This window comes from Sphingopyxis sp. L1A2A (assembly GCF_005502465.1).
GTDB lineage: Bacteria > Pseudomonadota > Alphaproteobacteria > Sphingomonadales > Sphingomonadaceae > Sphingopyxis.
In genome coordinates this window covers 1-20,261 of sequence record NZ_SCOT01000001.1, presented here as the reverse complement: position 1 = coordinate 20,261, position 20,261 = coordinate 1, and the positions used below count along the sequence as shown (strand labels likewise).

The window sequence follows — 20,261 nt, the reverse complement described above, 5'->3', positions numbered from 1 at the left end:
AGGGTATGAGATGATCGATGATGCAGAGGCCCAGCGGACCTTTCATTTCGGGCAGATGCTATTGCCGGATGGCTGGGCGCAGCAGGTTCGCATGGGCGTCACCGACGGCCTCATTTCGTTCGTCATTCCCGGTGCCGCGCCGCAGCCCGGCGACGCGCGCCACGCGATCGGCCTGCCCGGCATGCCGAACCTCCACAGCCATGCCTTTCAGCGCGGGATGGCGGGGCTGGCCGAACTGCGCGGGCCGGGCGACGACAGTTTCTGGACCTGGCGCGAGATCATGTACCGCTTTGTCGACCGGATCGCGCCCGACCAGTTGCGCGCCGTCGCGGCGCTGGCCTATGTCGAAATGCTCGAATCCGGCTTCACCCGCGTCGGCGAGTTTCACTATCTGCATCATGATCCGGCGGGCGCCGCTTATGCCGATCCGGCCGAACTGAGCCAGGCGATCTTCGCGGCCGCCGCGGACAGCGGCATTGCCCTCACGCACTTGCCGGTTTTCTATGCCCACGCCGGTTTTGGCGGCGCGGCGCCGACCGCTGGGCAGCGCCGCTTTGTCCACGGCATCGATAGTTTTGCCGCGCTGCTCGATGCGGCGCGCGTCGGCGCTTCGGCGCTGCCCGATGCAGTCGTTGGCATCGCGCCGCACAGCCTGCGCGCGGTGACCGCCGACGAACTGGCGCAGCTGCAGCCACTGGCCGGGACAGGGCCGATCCATATCCACATCGCCGAACAGGTGAAGGAGGTCGATGATTGTGTCGCGTGGAGCGGGAAGCGACCGGTCGAATGGTTGCTCGATCACGCCGCGATCGACGCGCGCTGGTGCCTTGTCCACGCCACCCACATGACCGGCGCCGAAACCCGCGCCCTGGCGCGCAGCGGGGCGGTGGCGGGGCTTTGTCCGATCACCGAGGCCAATCTTGGCGACGGGCTATTTCCCGCCGCCGATTTTCAGGCGGCTGGCGGACGGTTCGGGATCGGGTCCGATTCCAACGTCCTGATCGACATGACCGAGGAGCTGCGTTTGCTGGAATATGGCCAGCGCCTGTTCGCGCGGTCGCGCAATGTCATGGCCGCCGCGCCGGGGCGATCGACCGGGCAGGATTTGTTCGAGGCCGCGCTGCGTGGCGGGGCGCAGGCGCTGGGGATGCCGAGCGGCCTTGCGGTCGGTCATGTCGCCGACATGGTCAGCCTCGATGCCAATCATCCGACGCTCGCCGGCCGACCGGCCGGATCGCTGCTCGACGGCTTGCTGTTCGCGGCGGGACGCGGCGCGATCGACAGGGTCTGGCGCCGCGGCGAGGTCGTGGTCGAGGGCGGCCGTCACGTCGCGCGCGATCGGGTCGCGGCGCGCTATCGCCAGGCGCTGGCGGCGCTCGTGGCGTGACCTTGCCGCTGCACGAGCGCATCCGCAGCGAGATCGAGGCGGCGATCCTGTCGGGGGCCTTGCGTCCGGGCGCGCGCCTGCCGACCGAACAGGAATTGCAGCGCGACTATGGCTGTGCGCGGATGACGGTCAACAAGGCGTTGTCGGCGCTCGCCGCGGCGGGGTTGATCGACCGGCGCAAGCGCGCCGGCTCGTTCGTCGCGCGGCCCAAAGTCCATTCGATGGTGCTCGACGTCCCCGATCTTGAGCAGGAGGTGGTGCAGCGTGGGCAACGCTACCGCTTTGACCTGACGCAGCGGATCGTGAAACAGCCGGGCGTCGGCGATGCCGAGGAAATTCAGCTCGCCGGCAGCGGCGACCTGTTGCTGATCGAGGGGGTGCATTTCGCCGACGATGCGCCGCTGGCCTTTGAGGCGCGACTGATCAGCCTGACCGCGGTGCCGGAGATCGCGGAGCAGGCGTTCGACGGGTCGTCGCCCGGCGCCTGGCTGCTGCGTCACGTGCCCTGGACCGAAGCCGAAACCCGCATCGCCGCCGTGCCCGCCGATCGTGACATCGCGGCGCGGTTGCATCTGCCGCCGGGGTCGGCCTGCCTGTTTGTCGAACGGCGAACCTGGCGCGCCGACGAGGGGATTACGCTGGTGCGCCAGCATTTCGTCGGCTCAGCCTATGACCTGATCGCCCGCTTTGGATCGGCGCGCAGCATGGCGGCTGGCTGACCGCGGCCTCGCTGCGCGCCAGCGTAATTTTATTACGTCAACGCCGGTGCTTGCGGCCGCCGACTTTCGTCGCTTGCAGCGCCGTGAAAAAAAATGTCGCAAGCCTTGAGGGGTGGTGGTTCGGGGTGCGTATTCCATATGTCGGGTGCATCCCGATCTCGTGCCGCCAAATCATTGATATCAATCAATAATTTCTATTGACCTGTATATACAATTGATGCTCTCTTAGGTTCATCGGATAACCAAAGGGGGTTTCGCCATGTCGATCAGAAAATCTTTGCTCGCGAGCGTGGCAGTCGTTGCCGTGATTGCAACGCCGGCCGTCGGGCAGGACGGCGCGGCCTCCGCGCCCACCGCCGAGAGCGGCGATGCGGGCAGCGACATCATCGTCACCGGATCGCGTATCCGGCGGCAGGATCTTGCCGGTGTCGGTCCGGCAACCGTCGTGTCCGCAGAGCAGATCGAAAATACCGGTCTGGTCAATATCGAAACCCTGCTGCAGCGCTTGCCCGCCAACGCTGGCTTTGCGGGCAACCAGACCTCGGCCTATTGGGCGAACAACGGCTATGGCACGGCGCAGGTCAACCTGCGCGGCCTGGGCATCAAGCGCACCCTCGTGCTGCTTAATGGCCGCCGTCTGGTCGCGGGGGGCACCGGCGCCAACTCGTCGCCCGACCTCAACATGATCCCGGTCGCCGCGCTCGCGCGCACCGACGTCCTGAAGGACGGCGCGTCAGCGATCTATGGCGCCGATGCGATGGCGGGCGTCGTCAACCTCGTCACCCGCACCGACTATGAAGGCCTCGGCCTCAGCGTCCGTCAGGGGATCACCGAACAGGGCGACGGATCCGATTTCACCGCCGACCTGCTGTGGGGCGTGCGGGGCGATCGCGGCGGCTTTATGGCGGCGGTGACCTATCAAAAGACCAGGGCGGTCAACATGGCGACGCGCGCGCCCTGCTCGCTTGCCGAAACGACGCCGGGCGCGCTCAGCTGCGTCAACAGCGCCTCGACGATCGGCGGCCGCGCGGTGCTGCCCAACGGCCAGCAGATCAATTTCAATCAGGTTCCGGGCGGCAATGGCAATTTCTTTGAACCGTACAGCGCCGCCAAGCATAATTTCAATTCGAACCCGTTCCTGAACGCGGTCAGCCCGGTCGAGCGCGTGAGCACCGCCTTTTTCGCCGATTATGACCTGACCGACAGCATCGAAGCGTTCGGCGAGTTTCTTTATGCCTTCCGCAAGTCGAACCAGATTGCGTCGCCGGGCACGCTGCGCAACCTGTCGATCGCGGCGAGCAACCCCACCAACCCGACCGGCCAGAATATCGTCCTGATCCAGCGCCGCCTGGCCGAGCCGGGGCCGCGCCAGTTCTTTCAGGAAACCGACACCTGGCAGGGCAGCTTCGGCCTGCGCGGCAAGCTGGCGAACGATTGGGGCTGGGAAGTCGCGGGCGCCTTTGGCCGCAACACCGCGGTCGATGGTTCGACCAACATCGCCAACCTCGAGCGCGTCCGCAACACGATCAACACCAGCATTTGCAGCCCGGCGGCGGGCGCGGCTATTCCGTGCGGCGACTATCTGGGCTTCGGCGATCTGACCCCGCAGGTGCTCGATTATATCCTCTTCACATCGCGCGACCGCGGCGGCAACGAACTGGCGACGGTGACCGCCGACCTCAACGGCGATCTGTTCACGCTGCCCGCGGGGCCGGTCGCGTTCGCGGCGGGCGCGGTGTATCGCAAGGAAAAGGGCTGGCGCGATCCCGATCCGCTGACCGTGCTCGGGATCGCCAACACCAACCAGCAGAGCCCGATCTCGGGAACCAGCGTTGCGAAAGAGGCCTATCTCGAACTGTCGGTACCGATCCTCGCGGACCGGCCGTTTTTCGAGGCGCTGACCCTAGGCGGGGCGGTGCGCTATTCCAACTATGACCTGTTCGGCAGCGACTGGAACTATAAGGCCAGCCTCGACTGGATGATCAGCGACAGCGTGCGTCTGCGCGGCACCTATGGCACCGGATTCCGCATCCCCAACGTCCCCGAATTGTTTGGCGGGGTGTCGGAAGGCAATCTTACCACCACCGATCCCTGCTCGCGCTATACGACGAGCGGCAATGCGGGGCTGATCGCCAATTGCCAGGCGTCGGGGGTGCCGGCGAACTATGTCCAGCTCGGCACGACGATCCTGACCACCGTCGGCGGCAATCAGGATCTCCAGCCCGAAAGCTCGACGACCTGGACCGTCGGCACGGTCGTGTCGCCCAAGGGGCTGGTCCCCGGCCTGTCGCTGACCGCCGACTGGTTCGACATCAAGATCAAGGATGCGATCCGCGCCATTCCGGGCTCGACCAAGCTCGCCATCTGCTATGCCAGCACAAACCTGTCGCACCCCTTCTGCGACGATTTCACCCGCAGCGCGCTGACCGGTGAGGTCACCTTCCTGTCCGCGCAGCCGATCAATACCGGGCGTGAGGAAATGAACGGCCTTGACTTGGGCCTCGTTTACGCGGGCGGCATCGGCAGCGTGAACCTGTCGCTCGACGTCAACCTGACCTACCTCAACAAATATGTCGTCCTGCCGTTTCCGGGCGGCGCCCCGATCGACTTCGACGGATTTATCGGCGGCGGCAACGGCGGCTATTCGAAATGGCGCGGCTATGGCGTACTGACCGCCGAAAAGGATGGCGTCAGCGCCACCTGGTCGACCCAGTGGATCGGCAAGGCGACCGACTTCAACGCGGACCCCGGCGAAATCGGTTATCGCACCCCCAATGTGTTTTACCACAATCTCCAGCTCGCGTTCGAGGTTGACGAAAAGACGCGGTTCCAGCTCGGCGTCGATAATCTGTTTGATCGCAAGGCGCCCTACATTCAGAGCTTTACCGATGCGAACACCGACACCATGACCTATGACCTGCTCGGACGGCGATTCTACGTCGGTTTCCGCACGGCTTTCTGAGGGTATCGACATGGCGATCCATTGGCCGCTGCTCGTCCGGCGCACCCATAAATGGCTGGCCCTGGTGGTCGGTGTCCAGGCTTTGCTCTGGACGCTGACCGGCCTTTACATGGTGGCGGTTCATATCGACATCATTCATGGCGATCATCTGGTGCGCGCCCCGGCGGCGCAGCCCTTCGACCTCGATGGCTTTGTCGCGCCGTCACAGGTCGTCGCGGCGGCGCCGGGGGTGTCCGAGCTCCGTCTCCAACGATTTGCGGGCGAGCCGGTCTGGCGCGCCGAAACCCCTGAAGGCGCGCAGCTGTTCGACGCTCGGTCGGGGGCGCCGCTGCCTGCTCTGACCGAGTCCCAGGTCCGCGAGCAGGCGCGGCGCATCTACACCGGCGATGGCAAGATCGTGTCGGTGCGTCTGCTGACCATAGCACCGCAGGAGATGCAGGCGCGCCAGCCGCCCTATTGGCAGGTCGAGTTTGAGGGCTGGAACCGCCCGACGCTCTATCTGTCGCCGACGACGGGCGAACTGATCTCGCGCCGCCATGCCTTGTGGCGCGTTTTCGACTTCGCCTGGATGCTCCACATCATGGATTATGACGAACGCACCGACGTCAACAACCCGCTGCTGCGGATCGCAACCTGGAGCGCCTTTGCCATGGCGATCAGCGGGGCGTGGTTGCTGATCTGGTCGTTCAAGCGCCGCAAGAGGAAGCCGGCATGAAACGCATTCGACTGACGCCGCTGTTTTTCCGGCGCATCCACAAATGGGTCGGGTTGATCCTGGGCCTGCAGTTCCTGCTTTGGGCGCTCAGCGGCTCGGTGATGGCGCTGCTCGACAAGGACAAGGTCGGCGGTCACGGCGCCGGGATGACCCATGCCCACCCGCTCCCCGCGGGCGACTATGTCGATGTCGCGGCGTTGCGGCGCGGCGAAGCGATCACCGGGATTGTCCTGCGCGATCTGGGCACGCGACCGGTCTATGAGGTGCAATCGGCCAAGGGGGTCCGCCTGGTCGATGCGACGACCGGCGCGGATATTCGCGTCGACGCCGCGGTGGCCCGCGACGTTGCGGCGATGATGAACGACGCGCCGATCCGCGACGTCAGCGTGCTGCCCAAGGCGAATCTCGAGGCGCGCGACCATGCGGGGGCGATGTGGCGGGTGGATTTCGCCGATGCCGAGAACAGCAGCGCTTATGTCTCGCTCGATACCGCGCGTTTCCTGGTGATGCGCGGCGATACGTGGCGAACGTGGGATTTCTTCTGGATGCTCCACAACATGGATTATGTGAACCGGTCGAGCTTCAACCATCCGCTGATCATCTTTGTCGCCTTTGGGACATTGTGGATGTCGGGCACCGGCTTTTATCTGTTGTTCAAAAGTTTCAGCCGCGCCGATTTCCGCTGGCTGCGCCGCCGCCGCAAACCCGTCGTCGTCCGCAGCGCGCCCTGACGCCTCAGTCGTCGATCGAAAAGGCGGCGGACAGTTCAAAACGGGTGCCGGGGTGGGTCAGCCAGGCATGCGACACCAACCGGCCGCGGCTCCAGGTGCGGCGCGTCATCCGCAATACCGGCTCGCTGTCGGTCAGGCCCAGCATACTCCGCGTCCGGGCGTCGGGCATCGTCGCACAGACCCGATGTTCGACGCGCTCAAGCGGCGCGGTGCGGGTCAGATATTCATTGGGGGTCAACTGCGTAAAATCCAGCTTGCCGTAATCGGGCGCCGCCGACGCCAGCACGAAACGTTCCTCGAGCTGAATCGGAAACTCGGCCTCGTGATGGACGATGATCGAATGGAAAATCCGGGTGCCGGTGGGTATTTCGAGCAACGCCGCGGTCTCGGCGGCGGCGCGTTCTTCGATATTCTGGATCACGCGCGCCCGATAGACATGGCCGCGTTCGCGAATTTCTTCGGCGATATTGCGGATTTCAATCATCTGGCCGATCGGCTTGGGCTGCGCGATGAACGATCCGCTGCCGGCGCGGCGCACGACGACCCCCGCCGCCTGCAACTCGCGCAGCGCCCGGTTCGCGGTCATCCGCGACACGTCGAACTGTTGAACCAGCTCGGCCTCCGATGGGACGCGGTCGCCGGGGAGGAGGCGGCCGTCACGGACGGCATCGCAAATGCTTTGTTTGATCACCACGTAGCGCGGGGTCGTTTCGCTGGCGGTGGTTGCATGGGGCGGTGCGGCGCCGCGGCCGCGATGGTTTGAAACAAGAGCCTTGCTGGTGCGCGACGATGTCATCAGCCGTCTATACAAGTTCGCCCACGGGCAGCCAGGTAAAAGAATGGGTTGCGACCCGCGCCGGGCCAGCGGGGGGCTCCGGGCCAGGTCAGAAATCTTTCGCTGCCGTGCATCCACTGGCGGCCGCCGCGCCGTCTAGCTGTTGACCGGACAGCGCGCCGGTCCGGGCGGCGGCTTCGCGCGGCGGTTGATTTGTGCTCCCCGGTGCAGATTATCCCCGCCTTGCTGTAAGCCGCCGCCTGTGTTTCACCATGCCGATGCGGCATGAAGGAGAATGAGGATGAATTTTCTGATGGCCGCCGCGGCCACCACCCCCGCCGCCGCCGCGGCGCCCGCCGCTACGGTGGCGCCCGTGACGTTGCCGCAGCAGGTGATCAATCCGGCCGATGTGGCCGCCTATATCGACCCGCGCGACATCGCGGCGCTGTTGCCCGCGCCGCCGCCGACCACCGAACTGGTTGCGATCAGCGACGGCTTTTTCCGCCTGGTCGAAAATGCGACCTTTGTGGCGCTGTTCACCGTCGGCTTTTTCCTGCTCGCGCGGCTGCTCCATGCGTGGATGCTCCACCGCTCGATCCGCCGCGCGCTGGAGGCGAAGTCCGACGCGGTCAGCCCGCTGATCGAAAAGCTCAACAAGCCCTATGAACATATCGGCGGCCAGAGCCCCGAAGCCCCGGGCGACGATCGCAACGCGCTGGTGCTGATTGCGATCGGCCTGGCGATGGCGGGTTTCGGGGTGATCCAGGGGCATGAGCAGCTGATCCGGGCCGCGGCGGGCGCCGCGCTGTTCCCGACCTTTGTCGGCATCGCACTTCTCGTCCGCCGCCGCCTCGCGCGCGCCGCGGCTGCCGAGGAGCGCGCCGCTGCGTGAAAAGGGACGCGCCGATGAAGATTGGGCTCTCAACCAGCGGGTTGCCGGGGGGGATCGTGCCGCTTTCCAGCTGCTCGTGCTGCGGCATGAGGGGCGATTGCGCGCCTTCCTGGCCCGCGCCGCGGGATGCGATGCCGACGATCTGGCGCAGGAAGCCTTTGTTCGCGCGTGGCAGCGCGCGGGCGATTTTCGGGGGCAGGGGAGTTATGCGGCGTGGATCATGGGGATTGGCTGGCGCCTGTTCCTCGACCAGCGGCGCACCGCGCAGCGGCGCGAGGGGCTGGCCCAAGGCGATGACGTCGCAACCGCCACCGACCCGCGCGGCGCGAGTGATGCGGCGATCGACGCCGACCGCTTGCTCGGCGCCCTGTCGCCGCAGGAACGCGCCGCGCTCACATTGTGCTTCGGCCATGGCTGGTCGCATGGCGACGCGGCGGAGATCATGGGGGTGCCGCTCGGCACGCTCAAATCGCTGGTCTTGCGCGGGCGCGCCAAGGCGCAGAAGATGATCGGCGAAGGAGCGGACGCATGACGGCGCCGAATCAGACGGACATCGATGCGATGCTGACCGCGCTGCTGGCGCCGCCGCCGCGCCCCGGCGACCGCGCCTTTACCGTCCAGGTCGAGCGGGCGATCGATGCGCAGGCCGCCTACGCCCGCGCCCGCGCGCGCTTCTGGCGCAGCTTTGGGTTCGAGGCGCTGGCGGTCGGCGCGCTGCTCGCGGCGCTGTGGCTGCTGTCATCGGCGCCGCTGCCGGCGCCGCTGGCCGGATCGACGCATTGGGGACTCGCGCCACCGCTGCTGCTCGTCCTGCTGCTCTGGTTCGGGGTGCAGCGCTGGCGGAGTGCGTAAGCGGTAAGGGACTTCATAATATCGTCATTGCTTCGCTTCGCTCGCAATGACGAAGATAATAATCCCGAGCCTTCGGTTTCTAACCGACCGGCGAATCCTCGCCGTCGATGCCCTGATATTTGAGCTGGAGATAGCGTTCGCGCGTCGCGAGCTTGTCGAGTTCGCCCGCCGCCAGGCTGCGCGCGGCGCTGCCGATCTCGGCCTCCAGCATCTTCAGCCCGCCGACCAGCGTCTCGTCGGGGGTGCGCCCGGCATGGGCTTCGCCGCGCAGCCCCGCCGGGATGCGCTGATAACCCGCGACGAGTTCGGGCAGATCTTCGCCAACCAGCTTGCGGATATTCGCCGCCGCGGGTTCGCCGGGGTCGAGCGTCTGGAGCTGCGGCGCGAGCAGGTCGAGCTGGACGCCGATGCCATCGACCAACGTGCGCGCCGGGGCGGGCAGCATCGGGCGCTGCGCCTCGAGCCAGATTTCGGTGCGCCCCGCCAGTTGCTTGAGGTCGGTCTTGGGCAAATCGGCCTGGCGCGGTTCGGGAAAGGGCGAGCGGCCGAACAGCACCGCGACCCCGATCAGCAGCACGAACAGCGCGAGCAGGCCGATGAAGCCCAGCGGCTGGATCAGCGCGCCGAACAAGGCCGCGCCGATCAGCACGACGCCCGCGGCGACGAGCACCCGGCCCAGCTTTTTGTAGAGATGCTGGCGGCGCAGCGCGACGCTTTTGGTCCCGATCGGGCGGCGGCGCTCGCGCGACCGTTCGATCGCCGATGCGGCCGAGACCCGGATCTTGTCGACTTCGCTCATCGTCATGATGTGCCTTAGCCTTCGAGCGACGCGAGCGGGCTTTCGGCGCCGCCGACGCTCGCCTGCGCCTGGCTCGCACCCTCGGCACGCGCGATATAGCCCTTTGACTTGGCGACCTCGCCCTCCAGCGTCGTCACCGTCGTCTTCATGCTGTCGAGGGCTTTCAGCTTGAAGGTGTCGATCGCGTCCATCGTGTCATAGATATTCTGGAACGCGCGCTGCAGCGTTTCCATCGGGATTGTGCTCGACGCCGCCTGTTCGTGGATGCGCGCGGTGTTGTCCTTCAGCATCTTTGACGTGCCGTCGATGATGTTCGCGGTGGTGGTGTTCAATGCGGTGATCTGTTCGAGCACCAGTTTCTGGTTGGTCATCGCCTGCGCGACGGTGATCGCGGTCTTCAATGCGCCGACGGTGGTGGTGCTGGCGCGATCGACCCCCTTCACCAGCTCGACATTGTTCTTTTTAACGAGGTCGAGCGCGAGATAGCCCTGCACCGTCACCGCCATTTGGGTCAGCAAATCCTGCGTCCGCTGGCGCGCGTAAAACAGCGCATTTTCGCGCAGCACCTTGGCTTTCGCCGGGTCGCTGCTGTCGAGCTCCTCGGCTTTCGCTTCGAGTTTGGCGTCGAGCGTCTGGGCGATGTGGACCATCTGCTCCAGCTTGCCCATCGCCTCCCACAGCTTGCGGCGTTCGACGTCGATGGCGGCATTGTCCATCAACAGCTCGTCCTTGCCGTTCGCCAGCGCGTTGAGCACGCCCGAGATATGCGACTGGGCGCTGCGATATTTGGCGAAATAATTGGTGACGCTGCTGCCGAACAATTTGTCGAGGATGCCGCGCTTCGACATCAGCTTGCCGTTCGACGACGGGTCGAGCCGCTCGACGGTGTTGCGCAGCTCGATCAGGTTCAGGCCGATGTCGCTGTCGCGGTCCATCGCCTTGATCGGGCGGTCGAGGAAACGGTTCGACTGGTTCGCCGCCTCCAGCATTTCCTTGCGGCCCATGTTGGTGATCTGGTCGACCTTTTGCCCAAAGGCGGGCGAATTGACGTCCTGCGCGACAAGGTCTTCGATAAACCCGTCGACGCGCTCTTCCAGCTTCGATTTCTGCTCGCCCGACAGCGGGACCAGGCCGGCGGCTTTTTCGGGCGACACCACGGGCACCGGATCGGGCGGGGTCAGTTTCAGCTCGTCGGTCACGGTTGCAGTTGCCGTCACTTCGCTCATGTCTCGTCCTTCCACCCCGCAAGGTCTAAAGTGGGGCCACTTGCCTATATGGCACGCGGCCCTGTGTTATTCAAGCACTACACTCTGTGCGCGGCGATTCAGCCCCGGCGCGATCCACGCCGACAGGATCAGTTGCGCCATATGATAGACGAGGATCGGGACCAGCACCATGCCGGCGATCGCGGGCGGAAACAGCGTCGCGGCGAGCGGTGCGCCGACCGCGATGCTCTTTTGCGCGCCCGAAAACAGCAAGCTGATGCGGTCGGGACGCGCGAGCCGCAGCAGCGCGCCCAGGCCCCAGGCGCCGCCGAACGACAGTATCAGCAGCACCGCGACGGCACCGAACACAATCGCAATCTCGCGGCTGTCGAGCTGGTCCCAGATGCCTGCGACCACTGCGGCGGAAAAGGCGACATAGACGGCGACGGCAATTGCGGTGCGGTCCATGATCGTCGTTAGCCCCTTGTGTGTCAGCACCCATGGCCGCAGCCAGCGTTGTGCGAACTGCCCCGCGATGAACGGCAGCAATAGGATCAGGGCGATACGCAGCGCCGCGGCGCCGCTGATTTCGCCCGCGCTGCCCGCGAGCGCCGCAAACAGCAGCGGCGAGGCGATGACGCCGATCAGGTTGAGCAGCGCCGCCGCGACGACGCTGGCCGCGACATTGCCCCCCGCCATGCTGCTCGCCGCGGTCGCCGACTGGACGGTCGAGGGCAGGATGCCGAGAAACAGGAAGCCCAGCGCGAGCGTCGCGGGCAGCAAGGCCGCAGTCGCCAGCTGCGCGCCGAGCCCGATCAGCGCCATGACGCCGAAACAGAAAAGCAGCGCGCTGCCCTGCAATTTCCAGTTGCGGATGCCGTGCAGGACCTCGTCGCGGGGCAGGCGCACACCGTTGAGGAAAAACAGCAGGACGATCGCCGCGGTCGACACCCCCTGCGCAATCGGCACCGCGGCGCCGCGCACGGGCAGCAGGCTGGCGAGCAGGATCGTGCCGAGCAGGATGGGGACGAAGCGGTCGGGGAAGATGCGGGAAAGCATGGAGGAGCCATGGCGGGGTGAGGGTGGTTTGGCAAGAATATGATCCTCCCTGTGGCGAAGCCATGGGGAGGATCATCCGCAACCTTCCGCTCATTAAGGGCCGTTCGTCCCGAGCGAAGTCGAGGGACGTCTGGCGCGGTCCTAGCGTGTCTCGACTTCGCTCGACACGAACGGAGAGGGGATTAGAGAGGCGCAATGCCCAACCTTCTCATCCTCGCCGCGCTCCCCGAAGAAGCCGACGCCCTGTTTCCGGGCACCGGCACCCCCGAACTCACCCCAATCCCCCTCCGCCGCCTCACCGTCCACAACCACAGTCTCACTATCGCCACCTGCGGCCTCGGCAAGGTCAACGCCGCGCTCGCCGCTGGCCTGTACGGTGCCGACGTCGACCGGATCCTGATGACCGGCACCTGCGGCGCGCTCGGCGCGGCCCCCGGCGCCTATTGGATCGCCGAGGCGCTGCAGCATGACTATGGCGCGGTTCACCCCGGCACCTTCCGCCGCTATCGCGCCGGCGACTGGCCGATGGGCGAGGCCGGTGAAGCGCATTTCACCGCCATGCCCGACCCAGGCCTCGGCCTGCCCCACGCGCGGATCGCCAGCGGAGACAGCTTCGTCGCCTGCCCCACCGCCGCCGCCGACCTGCAATCGCTCGGCGCGACGCTGGTCGATATGGAGGTCGGCGCGGTGGCGCAGGCCGCGGTGCGGCTGGGCAAGCCCTGGGCGGCGATCAAGGCGGTGACCGACGAGGCGAACGACGCCAGCGGCGGCGATTTTCAGGCGAATCTGATCCGCGCCGCGCGTCAGGCGGGACAAGCGGTCGAGCGGTTGGTGGCGATGCTGTGACCAACAACCGGTTTCGACCGCAACGCGACCTCTCTATAATCGTCACCCCGGACTTGATCCGGGGTCCATGACTTCAACGCCGCGATGGATCCCGGATCAAGTCCGGGATGACAAAGGTGGGGAAACCGATGGCAGCTCCCCACCCCAAAATCGCCATCCGCAGCTCAAAAAAAGCTGTCCTACATTATTCCGCTGTGCCAGCCTTCATCTCAGCTCTTTCAATTTACAGGCAAAAGCGATCGCCGCCCGGATTGCGGATGCGGCCAGGAACCAGCCGCCCTCTGTCCGCCGAGCGCGACAAATGCGGCGCTGCACGAGGCTGAACTTTCCTGAACTTTGGTATGATGGCCCGGCCCATGCGCCGACCGGATCGCAGCCCGGGCCCCGGATAACCGAAGATGGCAATGAATGCTCGCCACCCCAAAGCGGTGGTCAGCTACTCATAACTCAAATGCGTCGCCTTGCCGCGAAAAATCCAGTGCGACAGGATCGAATATCCCAAGATCACCGGCAGCACGAACAACGCCCCGATCAGGATGATGCTCAGCGATTCGGGCGACGCCGCCGCCTGCCAGATGTCGAGCCGGTCGGCGATCAGATAGGGGTAGAAGCTGTACGCGATGCCGACAAAGCCCAATGCGAAGAGGATGCCCGCGGTCGCCAGCGGCACCCATGACAGCTCGTCTCTGGCGCGCAGCGGACGGCGCAGGAAAATCGCCAGGCCGACGAACAAGGTCGCGGCGGCGATCGGGATCGGCAGCAGCGCGATAATCTCGGGCAGGCGGAACCAGCGATCGAAGATGCGCTGGGAGAGCAGCGGCGTCGCGATCGAGATGATCGCCATCGCGAGGGCCGTCGCCCACAGGCTGACCTCGGCCCAACGCACCGCGCGCTTCTGCAAATCGCCCTCGACCTTGTAGATCAGCCAGCATGCGCCGACGAACACATAGCCCGCGACCAGCCCCAATGCCGCGAGCAGGCAGAACAGCACCGCCGCAAAGCTCTGGTCGAACCCCAGCACATAGGCGCCGAGCATATAGCCCTGACACAGCGCGGTGAGCAGCGACCCGGCAAAGAACGCATGGTCCCAGCGCTGCTTATGCTCGGGCGCCGCCTTGGCGCGGAATTCGAAACTGACGCCGCGCAGGATCAGCGCGATCAGCATCAGCACGACAGGCAAGTACAGCTGGGTCAGGATCAGCCCGTGCGCGACCGGAAACGCCACCAGCAGCAACCCGATGCCGAGCACCAGCCACGTCTCATTGGCGTCCCAGAACGGCCCGATCGACGCGACCATCAAATCGCGATTCTCATCCTTCTCCAGCCGCGTCAGCATCCCGACGCCGAGGTCATAGCCATCAAGGATGACATAGAGCAGGATCGACAGCCCCATCAGCCCGGCAAAGATGACGGGCAGCCACCAGGGATCGATGAACGGGGTCATGCGGGCGCCTCCGATTGCGGTTCGGCCGGACCTTCGGCGACCCCGGGCAGCGGGAACATCGGCTTGCCCTCGGGCGCCGCCTTGCCGAGCCGGGCGAGGCGATAGAGCACCGCGATATAGGCGGTCAGCAGCACGGCATAGACCGCCAGATACAGCGTGAGCGAACTTGCCACCATCGCGCTGCCGACCGGGCCGACCGCGTCGGCGGTCTTGAGTACCCCGGTGACCAGCCACGGCTGGCGCCCGATTTCGGTGACATACCAGCCCGCTAGCGTCGCGACCCAGCCGCTGAAGGTCATCGCGACGAGCGCGCGCGCCAGCCAGCGCGGCATCGCATCGACCCCGCGCCGCCGAATCGTCCAGGCGGCGAGCCACGACAGCGCCAGCATCAGGACGCCAATCCCGACCATGACCCGGAAACCCCAGAACAGCGGCCCGACCGGCGGGTGGTTGCCCGGATAGTCGTTGAGCCCGGGGACGACGCCCGCCGCTTCATGCTTCAGGATCAGGCTGGCGCCCGACGGCACGGCCACTTCCAGATGGTTGGTGCGCGCCTTTTCGTCGGGGATCGCGAACAGCACCAGCGGCACATGGCTGCGGGTTTCCCAATTCGCCTCCATCGCCGCGATCTTTTGCGGCTGATGCTCCAGCGTGTTGAGCCCGTGCATGTCGCCGACGAAAATCTGCACCGGGATCAGCAGCGCGGCGGCATAGACCGCGGCCTTCAGCGTCCGCCGCACGCCTTCGCCGCCGCCGTCCTTCAGCCAGCGCCACGCCGACATCCCGGCGATCAGGAAGGCGACGGTCAGCGCCGAGGCGATCAGCATATGGGTTAGCCGGTACGGCATCGACGGGTTAAAGATGATTGCCCACCAGTCGGTGGCATGGACAACGCCGTCGCGGATTTCATAGCCGACCGGGGTCTGCATCCAGCTGTTCAGCACGATGATCCAGAAGGCCGACAGCGTCGTGCCGCCCGCGACGAGCAAAGTCGCCAGCGTGTGGACCCAGTTGGGAACGCGGCTGAATCCGAACAACATGATACCCAGAAACACCGCTTCGAGGAAAAAGGCGGTGAGCACTTCATAAGCGAGCAACGGCCCCGCGACATTGCCGACCTTTTCCATATAGCCCGGCCAGTTGGTGCCGAACTGGAAACTCATCGTGATGCCGGACACCACCCCCATCGCAAAGCTCAGCGCAAAGACCTTCACCCACAGGCGGTATGCATCCATCCACGCTTCGTCTTTCGTGCGATTATACGCGAGCTTGAAGCCGAGCAGCGCCCAGCCGAGCGCGATCGTGATCGTCGGGAACAGGATATGGAAACTGATGTTCGCGGCAAACTGGATGCGCGCGAGGATCAGCGGGTCAAGTCCGTCCATGGTCGGCCTCCGTCGTCACCGCCTTGCCCCGCCCCAGCATGCGGTCCTTGAACTCGAGCGCCTTGACCACTCGCTCGCCGAGCCGCAGCAGCTGGAGCAGCCGTTCGCTGTCGAGTCGCCGCATTTCGGCATACCAGTCGGTCAGCAGCTCGATCTGTTCGTGCATCGCGGCGATGCGTTCCTGTGCGAAACGGTCCGACGCATCGGTCGCGGGTTCCATCAACAGGGTGCGCAGCGTGGTTAGCGTCGGGTCGATCTCGCGCTTCTTGCGCTCCTCGACCAGGGTGCGAAAGATCGACCACACGTCGCGCGGCGTTTCGTAATAGTCGCGCCGGTCGCCGGGGACATGGCGGAGCTGGACGAGGTTCCAGCTTGCGAGTTCCTTCAGCCCCATCGACACGCTGCCGCGCGACAGGGTCAGCGCGTCGGCGATGTCCTCGGCATGGCGCGGCGCGTCGGCCAGGAACAGCATCGCGTAAATCTGGCCGACGGTGCGGTTGATCCCCCAGCGGCTCCCCATCTCGCCGAAATGCAGGACAAACGCCTGCGCGAGCGGGGAGAGCCGGAACGGCGGGGACGGGGCCGCCGCTGGAGAATCGGGGGTGGGAGACATATCCATGCCGGGATTCATATATCGCAATTTCTAAAATTTCAATAATTATTGAAACTAATGAAGAGTGCGGCTCGCTCATTGCCGAGCGGCGCAAATCGGCGTAGTCTGCGCGGGCGATCGGTCGGCGTCCGTGGCGCCCCGATCGGTCAGGCCCGCCGAACCGCAGCGGCGCGACGGGCGGCATTTCCGGCTGTGCCGCTGCGATGTTTCCTTAAAGGAGGGTGCGATGCGGCGTGCTGTTGGACCTGGTCTGGGCATTTCGATGCTCGCGGCGGCGCTGGCCGTGGCGGCGCCCGTTCTGGCGGCGGGCGGCGGGGGCGGCGGTGGTGGATCGGCACCCAGCGCGTCGGGGCCATCCTATGACCCCGCGGCCGAATATCAAAAGGGCGTCGCGGCGTTTCAGGCCGGCCGGTTCAAGGATGCCGCCAGTTCATTTCGCAAGGTGGTCGATGTCGTGCCGCGCAACGCGCAGGCGCAATATATGCTCGGCGCCAGCCTGCTTGGTGCGGGCGAGTATAAAAAGGCGATCCGCCCGCTCGACGCGGCGGTCAAATATGACGCCACGCTGATCGAGGCGCGGCGTGACCTGGGCGTCGCGGCCGCCCGGGCGGGCGACGCCAAGCGCGCGCAGGAACAGCTGGCTGCGGTCAAGGCGCTGCACGCGAGCTGCGCGGGCAGCTGCGCCGACGCGGCGAAGCTGGCGAGCGCGCTGGCGGCGATCGAGGCTGCGATTGCAGCGGGCGGCCAAACGTCGGCGGTGGTGGTTCCCGATGTCCGCTTTGCCGATGCGGCGGCGATCGATGGTCATTATGTTACTGCGGTCGGGCTGATCAACGAGCGGCGCTATGACGCGGCGATCGCCCTGCTCGATTCGGCGCTGTGGGCCGCGGGACCGCACCCCGACATCCTGACCTATCTCGGCTTTGCGCATCGCAAGCTCGGCAATTTCGATCGCGCCGACGCCTATTATCGCACCGCGCTGGCGGTGGCGCCCGACCATCGCGGCGCGCTGGAATATCAGGGCGAGCTGAAAATCGAACGAGGTAACCTCGCCGGGGCGCGCGCCAATCTGGCGCGGCTCGACGCGCTGTGCGGGTTCGGCTGTTACGAGGCCGATGAACTGCGGCGCTGGATTGCCGAGGTGAAGCCATCCGCCAGCTAGCCGTCGCGCTGGCGCTGGCGCTGGCTTTCGCCGTTCCGGCGGTGATTGCCGCCAGCGGCCCATCGCCCTTTGCGGGTGCGCTGCGGTGGACCGCCCCGGACGCCGAATGGGCGGTGCTGGCCCAGCAGCCGCGCCAATGTTCGCGCGCCGACGCCGTAGCAAGCGATTCGCCGCCGCCGATCGCGGCGGGAGAGGCGCTGTTCAACAGCCCGGCGCTGCTCGGCGGGCAAGCGTCGAAAGCGGGGCTCAGTTGCGCCGCGTGCCACCGCAGCGGCCGGGACAATCCGCATTTCCTAATGCCGCAGCTGTCGAGTGCGCCCGGCACCGCCGATGTCACCAACAGCTTTTTCGGGCCGCAGCGGGCGAACGGGCGGTTCGATCCCGTCGCGATTCCCGACCTCGCCATGCCGGGGAAGGTGTCGCGCGCCGCCGACCGTCCCGATCTGACGCGCTTCATCCGCAATCTCGTGGTCGAGGAGTTTTCGGGCGCCGAGCCCAGCGCGGCGACGCTCGATGCACTCGCCGCCTATGTCCGGACGATCGGCCGCTGCCCGGCCGGCGATGACCAGGCGCAGCCGCTCCGGCTGGCGGACCAGCTCCGGCTGATCGACCAAAGCATCGCCGGGGCCAGGGCGGTCGGCGGTGATGATCGCGCGCTCCGCCGCCAGCTGATCGCCGCCGCGCGGCACCAGCTCGGGCTGATCGATGAACGGTACGCGGCGGCGCGCCATGCCGCGCTTCGCCGCGATCTGGTGATGGCGTCGCGCGACCTTGCGCGCATCGGCGACGGCGATACAGGCTGGCGCCCGGCGCTCGATAAATGGCATGCGCGCTTTGTCGCCAAGCTGGGGCTGCGGCTGCGCCAACGCGAAGCCGTGTCGCTCTACGATCCGGCGCATCTCCGCCATGCTCTCGCCGACCGCGCGCGCCCACCCGACTGACCGGCAATTTTGTTGCGCCGCAGCACCGCTTCTGTTAGGGGCGCGGCGTTTCGCGGTGCCCTGCGCGCTGCCCCCTCCCATCAAGGCTCTCCGCATGTCTTTGCGCAATATTGCGATCATCGCCCACGTCGATCACGGCAAGACCACCCTCGTCGACCAGCTGTTCCGCCAATCGGGCACCTTCCGCGACAATCAGCGCGTCGAAGAGCGCGCGATGGATTCGAACGATCTGGAAAAGGAGCGCGGGATCACCATCCTGGCGAAGTGCACCTCGGTCGAATGGGGCGAGGGTGACGATACGACGCGGATCAACATCGTCGACACGCCGGGCCACGCCGATTTCGGCGGTGAGGTCGAGCGGATCCTGAGCATGGTCGATGGCGTCATCCTGCTCGTCGACGCCGCCGAAGGCCCGATGCCGCAGACCAAGTTCGTCACCGGCAAGGCGCTCGCGCTGGGCCTGAAGCCGATCGTCGTCGTCAACAAGATCGACCGCAGCGACGCGCGCGCCGCGGAAGTGCTCGACGAAGTGTTCGAGCTGTTCCTGACCCTCGAGGCCAATGACGAGCAGCTCGATTTCCCGATCCTCTATGCCTCGGGCCGCGGCGGCTATGCGTCGGAAAGCGCCGACGCGCGCGACGGCACGCTCGAACCGCTGTTCAAAACCATCGTCAGCCACGTCCCGACCCCCGGCCTGCCCGAAGACGGTCCGTTCACCTTCCTCGCGACGCTGCTCGACCGCGACAATTTCATCGGCCGCATCCTGACCGGCCGCGTCCAGTCGGGGACGATCAAGGTCAACCAGCCGATCCACGCGCTCGACATGGACGGCAAGGTGATCGAGACCGGCCGCGCATCGAAGCTGCTGGCGTTCCGCGGGCTCGAGCGGGTTCCGGTCGAAGAGGCGCGCGCGGGCGACATCGTCGCCATCGCCGGGCTGTCGCAGGCGACCGTCGCCAACACCATCGCCGACACCAGCGTGAGCGAGCCGATCGCGGCGCAGCCGATCGATCCGCCGACGCTGTCGATGCGCTTTGCAGTCAATGATTCGCCGATGGCGGGGCGTGAAGGCAGCAAGGTGACGAGCCGCATGATCCGCGACCGCCTGTTCCGCGAAGCTGAAACGAACGTTGCGATCCGCATCACCGAAAGCGCCGACAAGGACAGCTTTGAAGTCGCCGGCCGCGGCGAGCTTCAGCTCGGCGTGCTGATCGAAACGATGCGCCGAGAAGGCTTTGAACTCGGCATCAGCCGCCCGCGCGTGCTGTATGGCGAGGACGAGGCGGGCAAGCGCACCGAACCGTATGAAACCGTCGTCATCGACGTCGACGACGAACATTCGGGCACGGTTGTCGAGAAGATGCAGGTCCGCAAGGCCGACCTGACCGACATGCGTCCGTCGGGCGGCGGCAAGACCCGCATCACCTTTAGCGGCCCGTCGCGCGGCCTGATCGGCTATCACGGCGAATTCCTGTCCGACACCCGCGGCACCGGGATCATGAACCGGTTGTTCGAGAAATATGGCCCGCACAAGGGCAATATCGAAGGCCGCAAGAATGGCGTCCTGATCAGCAACGGCAATGGCGATGCGGTGGCCTATGCCCTCGGCCCGCTCGAAGAGCGCGGCATCCTGTTCGTCTCGCCCGGCGAGGCGCTGTACGAGGGGATGATCATCGGCGAAAATGCCAAGCCCGACGACCTGGAAGTCAACCCGATGAAGTCGAAGCAGCTGACGAACTTCCGTTCGACCGGCAAGGACGACGCGATCCGCCTG

The 20,261-nt window shown here is 66.1% G+C and carries 19 protein-coding genes; 12 read left to right on the top strand and 7 right to left on the bottom strand.

All coding sequences use genetic code 11. From position 1 onward, the window contains the following. Positions 1-10 precede the first annotated feature (10 nt). The 5 genes from FFS68_RS00095 (at position 11) to FFS68_RS00075 (ending at position 6,514) form a co-directional block, all read left to right on the top strand. Complete coding sequence (locus tag FFS68_RS00095; protein ID WP_137751278.1) at positions 11-1,387, top strand: formimidoylglutamate deiminase; 1,377 nt, start codon at positions 11-13, stop codon at positions 1,385-1,387. Then, positions 1,384-2,106 carry a histidine utilization repressor gene (hutC, locus tag FFS68_RS00090; protein WP_137751277.1) on the top strand — a complete coding sequence of 241 codons (723 nt, stop codon included), beginning with the start codon at positions 1,384-1,386 and terminating at the stop codon, positions 2,104-2,106. Before FFS68_RS00095 ends, hutC (FFS68_RS00090) begins: the two co-directional genes overlap by 4 nt. 259 nt (positions 2,107-2,365) lie before the next feature. Continuing rightward, positions 2,366-5,068, top strand: a complete 2,703-nt coding sequence (locus FFS68_RS00085) for a TonB-dependent receptor (protein WP_137751276.1) — start codon at positions 2,366-2,368, stop codon at positions 5,066-5,068. Between the two features lie 10 nt (positions 5,069-5,078). Further along, a complete protein-coding gene (locus FFS68_RS00080; RefSeq protein ID WP_137751275.1) occupies positions 5,079-5,783 on the top strand; it encodes a PepSY domain-containing protein in 705 nt (234 codons plus the stop codon). Beyond that, a complete protein-coding gene (locus tag FFS68_RS00075; protein WP_137751274.1) occupies positions 5,780-6,514 on the top strand; it encodes a PepSY domain-containing protein in 735 nt (244 codons plus the stop codon). The genes FFS68_RS00080 and FFS68_RS00075 overlap by 4 nt, the downstream gene beginning before the upstream one ends. Positions 6,515-6,518: 4 nt before the next feature. Here FFS68_RS00075 and hutC (FFS68_RS00070) read toward each other — a convergent pair whose 3' ends face one another. Further along, the gene (hutC, locus tag FFS68_RS00070) at positions 6,519-7,310 is read right to left on the bottom strand and encodes a histidine utilization repressor (protein WP_137751273.1); all 792 of its coding nucleotides are present in this window, start codon (positions 7,308-7,310) and stop codon (positions 6,519-6,521) included. A gap of 280 nt (positions 7,311-7,590) precedes the next feature. Between hutC (FFS68_RS00070) and FFS68_RS00065 the strand changes: the two genes are divergently transcribed. Genes FFS68_RS00065 through FFS68_RS00055 form a run of 3 tightly spaced genes read left to right on the top strand, consistent with a single transcriptional unit; the run spans position 7,591 to position 9,033 of the window. After that, positions 7,591-8,181: a hypothetical protein gene (locus FFS68_RS00065; protein ID WP_137751272.1), complete on the top strand. Its 591-nt coding sequence runs from the start codon at positions 7,591-7,593 to the stop codon at positions 8,179-8,181. After that, complete coding sequence (locus tag FFS68_RS00060) at positions 8,108-8,713, top strand: RNA polymerase sigma factor (RefSeq protein WP_137751271.1); 606 nt, start codon at positions 8,108-8,110, stop codon at positions 8,711-8,713. The genes FFS68_RS00065 and FFS68_RS00060 overlap by 74 nt, the downstream gene beginning before the upstream one ends. Continuing rightward, positions 8,710-9,033, top strand: a complete 324-nt coding sequence (locus FFS68_RS00055; RefSeq protein ID WP_137751270.1) for a hypothetical protein — start codon at positions 8,710-8,712, stop codon at positions 9,031-9,033. The genes FFS68_RS00060 and FFS68_RS00055 overlap by 4 nt, the downstream gene beginning before the upstream one ends. A gap of 79 nt (positions 9,034-9,112) precedes the next feature. On the opposite strand, the gene FFS68_RS00050 is transcribed toward FFS68_RS00055, so the two are convergent. The 3 genes from FFS68_RS00050 to FFS68_RS00040 all read right to left on the bottom strand — a co-directional run bounded on the left by FFS68_RS00050 (position 9,113) and on the right by FFS68_RS00040 (position 12,096). Beyond that, positions 9,113-9,838, bottom strand: coding sequence for a hypothetical protein (locus FFS68_RS00050; RefSeq protein WP_137751269.1), 726 nt, complete (start codon positions 9,836-9,838; stop codon positions 9,113-9,115). 8 nt (positions 9,839-9,846) lie between these two features. Further along, positions 9,847-11,058: a toxic anion resistance protein gene (locus tag FFS68_RS00045; protein WP_137751268.1), complete on the bottom strand. Its 1,212-nt coding sequence runs from the start codon at positions 11,056-11,058 to the stop codon at positions 9,847-9,849. Positions 11,059-11,124: 66 nt separating this feature from the next. Next, positions 11,125-12,096: a bile acid:sodium symporter family protein gene (locus tag FFS68_RS00040; protein WP_137751267.1), complete on the bottom strand. Its 972-nt coding sequence runs from the start codon at positions 12,094-12,096 to the stop codon at positions 11,125-11,127. A 195-nt stretch (positions 12,097-12,291) separates the two neighbouring features. Between FFS68_RS00040 and FFS68_RS00035 the strand changes: the two genes are divergently transcribed. Further along, entirely contained in the window at positions 12,292-12,942 is a 651-nt protein-coding gene (locus FFS68_RS00035; RefSeq protein ID WP_137751266.1) for a 5'-methylthioadenosine/S-adenosylhomocysteine nucleosidase, read from the top strand. Positions 12,943-13,378: 436 nt separating this feature from the next. Here the strand turns inward: FFS68_RS00035 and FFS68_RS00030 are convergent, their stop codons facing one another. From FFS68_RS00030 to FFS68_RS00020, 3 genes are read right to left on the bottom strand one after another with little or no spacing between them, the layout of a single operon-like run. Continuing rightward, positions 13,379-14,386 carry a cytochrome d ubiquinol oxidase subunit II gene (locus tag FFS68_RS00030; RefSeq protein ID WP_137751265.1) on the bottom strand — a complete coding sequence of 336 codons (1,008 nt, stop codon included), beginning with the start codon at positions 14,384-14,386 and terminating at the stop codon, positions 13,379-13,381. After that, complete coding sequence (locus FFS68_RS00025; protein ID WP_137751264.1) at positions 14,383-15,771, bottom strand: cytochrome ubiquinol oxidase subunit I; 1,389 nt, start codon at positions 15,769-15,771, stop codon at positions 14,383-14,385. The genes FFS68_RS00030 and FFS68_RS00025 overlap by 4 nt, the downstream gene beginning before the upstream one ends. Then, positions 15,758-16,390 (bottom strand): GbsR/MarR family transcriptional regulator, encoded by a 633-nt coding sequence (locus tag FFS68_RS00020; protein ID WP_212742307.1) that lies wholly within the window; start codon positions 16,388-16,390, stop codon positions 15,758-15,760. Before FFS68_RS00020 ends, FFS68_RS00025 begins: the two co-directional genes overlap by 14 nt. A gap of 220 nt (positions 16,391-16,610) precedes the next feature. On the opposite strand from FFS68_RS00020, the gene FFS68_RS00015 reads away from it, so the two are divergent. The 3 genes from FFS68_RS00015 to typA form a co-directional block, all read left to right on the top strand. Further along, positions 16,611-17,546, top strand: a complete 936-nt coding sequence (locus tag FFS68_RS00015) for a tetratricopeptide repeat protein (RefSeq protein ID WP_137751263.1) — start codon at positions 16,611-16,613, stop codon at positions 17,544-17,546. A gap of 41 nt (positions 17,547-17,587) precedes the next feature. Continuing rightward, positions 17,588-18,487, top strand: coding sequence for a hypothetical protein (locus FFS68_RS00010; protein ID WP_137751262.1), 900 nt, complete (start codon positions 17,588-17,590; stop codon positions 18,485-18,487). Between the two features lie 94 nt (positions 18,488-18,581). Then, positions 18,582-20,261 (top strand): translational GTPase TypA (typA, locus tag FFS68_RS00005; protein WP_137751261.1); only part of this gene is annotated, 1,680 nt, incomplete at its 3' end.

Bases quoted from the DNA above. Each gene is read 5' to 3' on its own strand.
- FFS68_RS00080 (WP_137751275.1), top strand. From the start codon at position 5,079: ATGGCGATCCATTGGCCGCTGCTCGTCCGGCGCACCCATAAATGGCTG.
- FFS68_RS00040 (WP_137751267.1), bottom strand. From the start codon at position 12,096: ATGCTTTCCCGCATCTTCCCCGACCGCTTCGTCCCCATCCTGCTCGGC.
- FFS68_RS00065 (WP_137751272.1), top strand. From the start codon at position 7,591: ATGAATTTTCTGATGGCCGCCGCGGCCACCACCCCCGCCGCCGCCGCG.
- FFS68_RS00025 (WP_137751264.1), bottom strand. From the start codon at position 15,771: ATGGACGGACTTGACCCGCTGATCCTCGCGCGCATCCAGTTTGCCGCG.
- FFS68_RS00055 (WP_137751270.1), top strand. From the start codon at position 8,710: ATGACGGCGCCGAATCAGACGGACATCGATGCGATGCTGACCGCGCTG.
- FFS68_RS00075 (WP_137751274.1), top strand. From the start codon at position 5,780: ATGAAACGCATTCGACTGACGCCGCTGTTTTTCCGGCGCATCCACAAA.
- FFS68_RS00045 (WP_137751268.1), bottom strand. From the start codon at position 11,058: ATGAGCGAAGTGACGGCAACTGCAACCGTGACCGACGAGCTGAAACTG.
- FFS68_RS00030 (WP_137751265.1), bottom strand. From the start codon at position 14,386: ATGACCCCGTTCATCGATCCCTGGTGGCTGCCCGTCATCTTTGCCGGG.
- FFS68_RS00035 (WP_137751266.1), top strand. From the start codon at position 12,292: ATGCCCAACCTTCTCATCCTCGCCGCGCTCCCCGAAGAAGCCGACGCC.
- FFS68_RS00095 (WP_137751278.1), top strand. From the start codon at position 11: ATGATCGATGATGCAGAGGCCCAGCGGACCTTTCATTTCGGGCAGATG.
- FFS68_RS00050 (WP_137751269.1), bottom strand. From the start codon at position 9,838: ATGACGATGAGCGAAGTCGACAAGATCCGGGTCTCGGCCGCATCGGCG.
- FFS68_RS00015 (WP_137751263.1), top strand. From the start codon at position 16,611: ATGCGGCGTGCTGTTGGACCTGGTCTGGGCATTTCGATGCTCGCGGCG.
- FFS68_RS00085 (WP_137751276.1), top strand. From the start codon at position 2,366: ATGTCGATCAGAAAATCTTTGCTCGCGAGCGTGGCAGTCGTTGCCGTG.
- FFS68_RS00020 (WP_212742307.1), bottom strand. From the start codon at position 16,390: ATGGATATGTCTCCCACCCCCGATTCTCCAGCGGCGGCCCCGTCCCCG.
- hutC (WP_137751273.1), bottom strand. From the start codon at position 7,310: ATGACATCGTCGCGCACCAGCAAGGCTCTTGTTTCAAACCATCGCGGC.